The sequence below is a fragment of the Pontibacterium sp. genome (genome assembly GCF_964228735.1).
Classification (GTDB): domain Bacteria; phylum Pseudomonadota; class Gammaproteobacteria; order Pseudomonadales; family Balneatricaceae; genus Pontibacterium.
Map to the genome: position 1 here is coordinate 53,757 of NZ_CAXRBQ010000049.1, position 8,965 is coordinate 62,721.

An 8,965-nucleotide genomic window follows, 5' to 3' on the forward strand; every position below is an offset into this window, starting at 1 on the left:
ACATGTTTAAACACGCTTTGATCTCAGCTGCAGTGGCTGCAACTGTATCGGTTTCAGCTCAGGCCGCTCAGGTGTCCGAAGAGCTGATTCAGCAATCCTTTTTCCCATACACCAACGGAGCGCCAAAAGCGGACGGGATCTCTCCGGGTATGGTGGTGAACGCAGGCAACGTAGAGACCTTTAAGGACTACCTCGACCCGGCAATGTACCGCTTTGTGAAAAACGGCGACTACGAAATCAAGGTGGGTGAGACGACCTCCTTTGATCTGCATAAGTCCTATATTGATGCGACCCGTAAGTACTCAGGTGATGTGGTACTGGGTGATAAACCAGGTGTGATCACCGGTTCTGTGGCTGGTCGTCCGTTCCTGGAGGAGCCAGCCATGGATGATCCTCGTGCTGGCGAGAAGCTGGCCTGGAACTACAAGTACGGCTACAACTGGGGGGATTCTGCGGCGATCTACCCGTTCTACTGGAAGTACCGCAACATGGAGAGTGGCAAGGTTGAGCGTACCATCAAGTTCAACTTCCACTTCCTGAACTTCACCCACCGTACCTCCCAGGAGCCGTACCCGGCCCTGACGCCAAACCCGTCCAACCTGTTCCGTGGCATCTACGTACAGGTGCTGGAGCCGTTTGACGTGAAGAACACCCAACTGTTGATTCAGCGTTACGAAGACGACCTGAAGCGCGATAACGCCTACCTCTATCTGGGCTTCCAGCGTCGTGTACGCCGTCTGTCCACCGGCCAGGTGACCGATGCCTTCCTCGGCTCCGACATCATGATCGAGGACTTCGAAGGCTATAACGGCCGCATCAGTGATATGAACTGGACCTATAAAGGTACCAAGACCATGTTGCTGCCGATGTACAACCACAACGACATGGAGCTGGATGCGGAAACCCACAAGGATGACGAAGGCTATCAGGTTGTGGCGTTCGGCGGAAAAGGTGGCTGTTTCCCGAATATCACCTGGCAGTTGCGTAAGGTGTACGTTGTAGAGTCTGATCCGGTGGATCCAAACCATCCGATCAGCAAGCGTCAGCACTTTATCGATGCCCAGACCTTCACCATTCCACGTAACATCACCTATGACCGTAAGGGGGATATGTGGAAGAGCTGGCTGATCGGCCAGTCCCATCCTGATCATCACCTGCCGAAGAACAAAGGCACCGGTGTATCGATCGACGATGCGTTCTCCATGGTGGATATGCAGGCGAACCACTGTACAACCGGTCAGTTTAAAGGTCAGGTTGACCCTAAGCTGAACCCGGCGAAGAAATTCACCGTACAGAACCTGCGCGCTTCCGGTCGTTAATCCGACAAGGAACCTGCGAATAAGGCCGATACTTTCTCTGCGGTCGATAAAACAGCTTAATGCGCGAAAGGGAGCGCAGTGGAATGACGAGTCCTTTCCAAGCTTCCTGACAAAGCAGAAAGCTGTTTTAGCGCCCGCCCTTCGGGGCATTCAGAGCAATCCGATCTCTACGTTAGTGATTTTCGCCAGGCAACCAGCATGGCTGTAATCACTGCCTTGATCTCGAATCGCTCTGAATGCCAGAGGCGTTTCGGACTTGTTCGTAGGTTCCTCAATGTACTAGTAACTCTCATTCAGCCCGGACTCAGTCCGGGCTTTTTTATGGTTCATTGTCAGATAGCGTGGGACAGAGAAATCAACTCGGTTGTAGGTTGGTCATCGCGGAGTGATGCCAAACAGTCGACCCCAAATTGCCCCGTATCTGTTGGGCTTCGCGTTGCGAAGGCCAACCTACGCTTTTTATGGCCTATTCGCTGTTATTCCCAATACGGTGGTAAACAGTGAGTTTCGTTATTACTGCTTGCGTGGGACAAAATACCCGTTAGGATTAGCCCCACCTTCTGTTCCGGAATTCCCATGTCTGCCAAACCCGATCTGCTGCAAGATGAGATTCAGCCTTTATTGGTGCGAATGACCGTACCCATGATGATGGGGATCGTCAGCCTGATGCTGTTTAACCTGGCAGATATCTATTTTGTGGGTAAATTGGGCACTGAACCGCTGGCGGCACTGGGCTTTACCTTCCCGGTCACCTTTTCCATTACCAGCCTGGCGATCGGGTTGGGGATCGGTACATCGGCCACCTTGGCGCGTCTGATCGGCTCGGGTGACCATCAGAAAGCCAGTTCGCTCTCTACCGATAATCTGCTCAGCACCGCCTGCCTGACGTTGCTGATCGCATTGGGCTGTCAGCTGATCATCGAGCCACTGTTTCGCCTGATGGGCGCGTCGGAAAAACTGCTGCCCTATATCAACTCCTATATGTCGGTATGGTTCTGGGGTTCGGTATTCCTGGTGGTGAATATGGTGAGCAACGCCTGTATGCGCGCCAGCGGTGATACCAAAACACCGGCCAAGATTATGGCGCTCTCTTCAGCGATGAATATGGTGTTGGACCCGCTGTTGATCTTTGGTTGGGGCCCCGTACCTGCCATGGGCGTGCAGGGTGCAGCGATTGCCAGTGTCATCGCCTGGGGTATTACCTGTGCGATTGTGCTGCATATCCTGTATCACCGTCGTGGCCTGCTGATCCTGCAATCGATCGATCTGGTGCGCATCTGGCAGCACTGGAGTGCCGTGATGAAGATTGGTCTGCCTGCCGCGCTCTCCAACATGATGACGCCGGTGGCAAACGGTGTCTTGACCGCCATGGTAGCAACCTACGGTGCAGAAGCCGTGGCTGCATTTGGTGTGGGTAACCGTTTGGAATCCCTCTCCCTGCTGGCTTGTCTGGCGTTGTCGATGACCCTGCCGCCGTTTATCAGTCAGAACTTTGGGGCGGCTCAAACCGAGCGTGTTGTGCGTGCGTATCGCATTGCAATTCGTTTTGCACTGATCTGGCAGGCGCTGATCTATATTGGATTGTGCCTGACGTCTGATTATGTGGCTGCGGTGTTCAGCGACAATGCCGATGTCCAGTCCTGGATCGGCATCTGGATACTGATCGTACCGGTGGGCTTTGGCTTCCAGGCTGCCACCTTCCTCACCGCATCCAGCTTCAACGCATTGCACCAGCCGATGCGGGCCATGCGTATCAGTATTACCCGCCTGTTCGTCTTCTACGTGCCGTTGGGTTGGTTAGGCAGTGAGCTGTATGGCTTGCAGGGCATGTTTGGTGGTCTGGTGATCGCCAATGCACTGACCGCATTGACCGCCTGGTTCTGGATGCGTCGTCATCTGGCTCGTCTGCAAAACGAAGCACAAGTGAAGTACGGTGCTTAAACCTTTCGCTTCTGTAATTTCCACTTCATATAACCCCTATAAGCTGTCGGCAAATTAATTCAACCAAAGTCATATTATTTCTTGTACAAGCTGATATTATGATCGGAAGCAAGTCAGGGAATTTGACACAGAATAAGAATTACAAAGCCCAGTAAACTCACGATAAATTACTAAAAAGGGGATGTGAGTATGAGTCAGAAGATTGCTCTTGTAACAGGCGGTACCGGTGGTTTGGGTACTTTTATCTGCCGTTCATTGGTTGATTCCGGTTTTAAAGTAGTAGCGGGATACAACAGTGGCGGTAACCATGATAAAGCTAAAGCCTGGCAGGCAGAGCAGAAGGAAGCAGGGTACGATATCTTGGTCGCTTATGGTGATGTAACTGATGCGGAATCCTGCGCTCAGTGTATCGCGACCGTACAAGAAGTCGCTGGTGGCACTGTTGATGTGCTGATCAATAATGCGGGTATCACCCGTGATGGACAGTTCAAGAAAATGAGCTGGGAACAGTGGGATGAAGTTCTGAGTGCAAACCTAGACTCCATGTTCCACATGACACGTCTGGTCATCAACCCAATGATCGAAAAGGGTTGGGGTCGTGTTATCAATATCTCCTCCGTAAACGCCCAGAAAGGCCAGTTCGGCCAGTGTAACTACTCCGCCGCTAAAGCAGGTATCCATGGCTTCACCAAAGCCCTGGCGCAGGAAGTTGCAGCGAAAGGCGTGACTGTTAACACCGTATCTCCAGGTTATGTGATGACTCCGATGGTTGCGAAGATCGACGAAGCAATCCAGGAGAAAATCTGCAAAACCATTCCAGTGGGCCGTTTCGGTACACCGGAGGAGATTGGTCGTATTGTAAGCTTCCTGGCTGAAGCTGAATCCGGCTACATCACCGGTGCTGACATGTCCATCAACGGTGGTCTGCACATGCACTAATCATCAGATTAGCTGCACAATAAAAAACCCGCTTCGGCGGGTTTTTTATTGTTTATTGTCAGATGGATTTGAACCGATAAAGCGACTAGCTTGTAGGTTGGTCTTCGCAACGCGAAGCCCAGCAGTTAAGGGGCCTGCTTGAGTCGATTTGTTGGGCATCGCTCCGCGATGGCCAACCTACGCTTTTTACTGGCGGTAGTTTGGGAAGGATTAAAGCAGGTTGTTTAGCAGCTTTTCGAAACGCTGTACCAGAGCAGGGTAGTGGTTGCTGAACGGCACACAAAGCCATTCGCAACGCAGTGCTTTTACCGCTTTCAGGTTCAGGGCCTCTTCCTGCTGTGCCAGCGCTTGCTGCAGGCGTTGCATCTGGTATTCCATACGCAGGGCCTGGTCTTCATCCGGTGATGGTTGACCCAGCGCGATCTCCAGACGAATACAGAGCTGGCGCAGGCGAGATTCCTGTTCGGTCAGACAGTTGTGCAAAGCATCGCCGTCCTGTTCTGCCAGTGACACCAGGGTTTGCAGGCGATTTTCCATCGCATCGTGGAATTTCGTCGGCAGCTGGATGTTATCCATCCAGGCGTCGTACACCGCGCCCAGTGTTTCTTCATGTCCGCCTTCCAGCAGTGCCATCTCCAGCTGATCACACAGAATCGCTTTGCGCTGCAGTGCTTTCACCTGGTCGTCGACCATGGAAAGCAGAGCGCTGCGCTGGTCTTCCAGTGCATCCTGAAGTTCCTGGAACTCCTGAGCCAGCTCGTCAGAAAGCTGCTCTTCCAGCTCGTTGTAGATTGCGTCGGCTTCATCCAGCAGGGATTCCAGTGCGCGCAGGCCGATGAACTGTGACAGTGCATCTTCCATCTCGTCACAGATCTTATCCACCTGCAGGGAGGCGCTGGATTTCAGTTCGGATTGCTCGCGACGTACCTGGTGGAAACGGTCAAACACGTCGTTGCAAAGTTCGCGGAACTGCTGCCAAAGTTGCTGTTCTTTGTTGCGGAAGGTTGGGCCGATCTCTTTCCAGCGTACCTGGATCTCCTTCACCTCATCGGTGGCGGTGCTCAGGTCATCCTGTTCCAGCAGAGCCTGGACTTCCTCGATCAGGCGACGCTTCAGTTCAGCGTTCTCCTGGCGGTAAGCTTTAAGCGGGTTTTCCAGCTGGGCCAACAACTCGTTAAAACGGGTTTGGGCTTTCTTACCCGGGCTGCGGTCTACCGGGCTGTGTTCGCGCCATTCACGTTTTGCCTGTTTCAGTAGGCCATCCAGTTCCTTCCAGTTGACGTCATCCCAGTTTATCGCGTCCAGGTAGGTCTGCAACTGATCACATAGCTTGTGGCGGTTAAGCAGATTTTTCTCGCGCAGCTCCTTCTGGTTGTTGAAGTACTGCTCACATGGTTTGTAGGCTTCGTCAGCAGCCTGCTTGAAGCGCTTCCAAATGCGGTGGGAGTGAACCGGATCAGTGGAGTCCAGCAGTTTCCATTGCTGCTGCAGTTCACGAATCTTGTTCGCCAACTGCTGGGGTTCCACGCCACTGTTGATCAGGGCTTCCATCTGTTCACACAAGGTTTCTTTCTTTGGACTGACGGCAAACCCACGCCACTCCTGCATCTCCTGAACCTGCGCGGTCAACTGACGGAACTGGCGCTCCAGTGCTTTTGGACAGCTGTTGCCCAGGCGCTGGTGGGTTTGTTCCGCCTGTTTCTGCAGACGGTCGGCATCCTTACTCAGGCCTTGTGCGATCACCTCTTCGAGTTGAGCGAGCAGTGCTTCAAAGGCCTTAAACTCAGACTGGCTTTGCTGTTTCAGCTGTTTCAGGTTCTGCTCAAGTGCGCGGCGGCTTTTTTCCAGTGCACGCACCGCGGCTGCTTTGTTATCTGCAGACGGCCAGTTGATGTCGCTGGTTTTACTGCGACACTGCTTAATCAGTTTCTCCAGCTGAGCCGTACTCAATGTGTCGGCGTCGGATGCTTTCTGGACCAGTTGCTGGATGGTGTTTGCGTCGCTGATCAGTATCTCGGTTGCGGCGAGCAGCTTCCCGCAACGCTCATACTCACGCTGATAGCGCTTCTGTAATTCCGGAGTGGTCTCTTCCAGATCTTCCCAGCGGCGTTTCAGCAGGCCAAGAACCTGTGTGTTCACCACATCAGGCTGTTCACTCTGGGCTGCATTCTGTACCAGTTCGGAGGCAAAACGGCGCAGCTCTTCAATAACTGCTTTCTGTTCTGCTTCCAAGCGAGCTGCTTGCTCTGCTGCCAGACGTTGCGCTTCCTGTTCGGCCAATACTTGGCGCTGGCGCTCTTCTGCGACGCTGAACGATGCGCTGGCGCGGCTGATCTGGTCGTCGTTGGCGCTATCGACGCTCTGTTCCCACTGCTGCTTCAGCGCATTCAGTTTGGCACCGTATTGTGGGAAGTATTCGCCGTTGGCCAGTTGTTCAATAGATGAGCACAGTTCTTCGCAGCGCTGTTGCTGGGCGAGCATCTCCTGCTCGGCCTGTTGCAATTCGGCCTGGGTGTTGCGCAGGATACGGCTGACGGTTTTGTCGCGGCCGAGGGTTTCCTTGATCAGCGCGTCAATCAGTTCGCCGTCACGCATCTTTTCCGCAGCCTGGCGACGCAGCTGAGCTAAAGAGCCTGAACGGATAATGGTAGCCAGGGCGTGCTGATCGGTGATTTTGCCCAGCGCGTGGCTCTGCAGGGCCTGATCTGACGATTTCAGAACCACATGGGTGAGCAGATTAGGCGAGTCCAGCTGATCCAGTGCGGCACGACGTTGCTCTATCGGCGCCACGTGTTGGTCCACGATCAGACAGCAGATACGATCCAGCGCCGAGCGGCGGATCATCTCGTTCTGCTCTTTACGGGCAATCTCGGTCAGCAGTGACAGATTATTGAGTCGGGAAGTGGCGGCCTGACGCACGTTCTGGTCAGGATCCGTCTGGGCTAACTGCTCCAGAATCTGGTTCGAATCGGGGGCGTCATGGCTGATCTCTTCGACAGCACGCAGGCGTACTTCCGCTTTTTGATTTTGCCATTTGGGTTTAAAAAATCTGAACAACATTCAATCCCGGTCCCGAAATTACAAAGTAACCCGACGTTCGTATAAACACTTGGGGGAGGCTATTCTAGCGCAGAAAAGTCACAGGAACAGGCTTGACATTCAATTATTATGAATTGATGAAACTGTTGGAAAAACCACAGTTTTTGCCTTGATTAATGTCAGCCGGTGAGTGCGGATCTGTCCGTCGTTGAACAGATCCTGTACTGCAGAAAGAGCTTACTTAATTGTTACTTCCACGTCGCCGTCGACGTAATACCACTGTCCGTCTTCACAGCGGAAATTGGAGCGTTCGTACAGCACGCCGCTTTGGTCGTCTGCTTCAAATGATGCCTTGAACTCAACCGTGCCGGATGTATCACCTTTGGCGCCCTGCTCGGTAGAGAGGATCTCAAGGCCGACCCAGTTGGTGCATTTCACCTGTTCGGTCAGAATCTCTGCGTCTTCCGGGTTACGGTTTTCCGGTGCGGTGGTGGCAATCAGGTAATCCACTGCGCCCAGAGAGAACGCCGTATAGCGCGAGCGCATCAACGCCTCAGCGGTTGGCGCGGGCTTATGGCCTTCAATGGCAGGCTCGCAGCAGAAGCTGAAGGGTTTGCCTGAGCTACAAGGACAGGCTCGAGTGAGGTCGTGGTCATGCAACATACGGATGATCCCTCCATGAACTGTGAGGTATTATATCGCCTGTGTAATCCAGTTCCATACACCAAAAGGATATTTACCCGTGAGTGCGAAGCTGACTTTTTTCTGGCACGACTATGAAACCTCCGGCGCTGATCCACGGCGCGACCGTCCGATGCAGTTTGCCGGCATTCGTACTGACGAGGACCTGAATATTATCGATGAGCCGGTGATGTTCTACTGCCGTCCATCCGATGACCTGTTACCGCACCCGGATGCCTGCTTGATTACCGGCATTACCCCGCAGAAAGCGCTGGACGAAGGCTTGTGTGAAGCGGAGTTTATCCGTGAAATCCATGCGGAACTGGCAAAGCCCGGTACCTGCGGCGTGGGATACAACAGCCTGCGTTTTGATGACGAAGTCACACGTAACACCCTCTACCGTAACTTCTACGATCCTTACGCCCGCGAGTGGCAGAACGGTTGCTCCCGCTGGGACATCATCGACATGCTGCGTCTGACCCGCGCGCTGCGCCCGGAGGGCATTAACTGGCCAACCTACGAAGACGGCAGCCCAAGTCTGCGGCTGGAAGACCTGACCAAGGCCAACAATATCGACCACGGTGCGGCGCACGATGCGCTGTCAGACGTGTACGCCACCATCGGGATGGCGAAACTGGTACGTGAGAAACAGCCGAAGCTGTACCAATTTGTGCTGGAGAACCGCAGCAAACAGGCGATCCAGGCCAAGCTGGATGTGGTCAGCATGAAACCGGTGTTGCATGTCTCCTCCCGTTATCCGGTGGAGTATGGAAACCTGGCAGTGATCGCACCGATCGGTACCCATCCGGTCAATAAAAATGCGGTGCTGGCCTGGGACCTGCGCTTTGATCCGACCCCATTGATGCAGCTGTCAGCGGCGGATCTCCAGCGTTTGATGTACACCAGACGTGAGGATCTGGATGAATCTGATCCGACCATCGCATTGAAGCAGATCCACACCAACAAATGCCCAATCATCGCGCCGGCAGGCATGCTGAACACCGAAGAGGCACAGCGTTTGTCGATTGACGGTGATACTTGCCGTA

The 8,965-nt window shown here is 53.7% G+C and carries 6 protein-coding genes; 4 read left to right on the plus strand and 2 right to left on the minus strand.

What is annotated here, in order from left to right; translation table 11 throughout:
• The first annotated feature begins 2 nt into the window (after positions 1 to 2).
• The 3 genes from ACEQ15_RS05085 (at position 3) to phbB (ending at position 4,199) form a co-directional block, all read left to right on the plus strand.
• Entirely contained in the window at positions 3 to 1,319 is a 1,317-nt protein-coding gene (locus ACEQ15_RS05085; protein ID WP_370278006.1) for a DUF1329 domain-containing protein, read from the plus strand.
• Between the two features lie 576 nt (positions 1,320 to 1,895).
• Entirely contained in the window at positions 1,896 to 3,260 is a 1,365-nt protein-coding gene (locus ACEQ15_RS05090; RefSeq protein WP_370278007.1) for an MATE family efflux transporter, read from the plus strand.
• A 189-nt stretch (positions 3,261 to 3,449) separates the two neighbouring features.
• Positions 3,450 to 4,199 carry an acetoacetyl-CoA reductase gene (phbB, locus tag ACEQ15_RS05095; protein ID WP_370278008.1) on the plus strand — a complete coding sequence of 250 codons (750 nt, stop codon included), beginning with the start codon at positions 3,450 to 3,452 and terminating at the stop codon, positions 4,197 to 4,199.
• A 210-nt stretch (positions 4,200 to 4,409) separates the two neighbouring features.
• Here phbB and ACEQ15_RS05100 read toward each other — a convergent pair whose 3' ends face one another.
• Both ACEQ15_RS05100 and ACEQ15_RS05105 read right to left on the minus strand, forming a co-directional pair.
• Positions 4,410 to 7,259, minus strand: a complete 2,850-nt coding sequence (locus tag ACEQ15_RS05100; protein ID WP_370278009.1) for a DUF349 domain-containing protein — start codon at positions 7,257 to 7,259, stop codon at positions 4,410 to 4,412.
• Positions 7,260 to 7,475: 216 nt separating this feature from the next.
• A complete protein-coding gene (locus tag ACEQ15_RS05105; RefSeq protein WP_370278010.1) occupies positions 7,476 to 7,901 on the minus strand; it encodes a YchJ family protein in 426 nt (141 codons plus the stop codon).
• 79 nt (positions 7,902 to 7,980) lie between these two features.
• On the opposite strand from ACEQ15_RS05105, the gene sbcB reads away from it, so the two are divergent.
• Positions 7,981 to 8,965 (plus strand): exodeoxyribonuclease I (sbcB, locus tag ACEQ15_RS05110; RefSeq protein ID WP_370278011.1); only part of this gene is annotated, 985 nt, incomplete at its 3' end.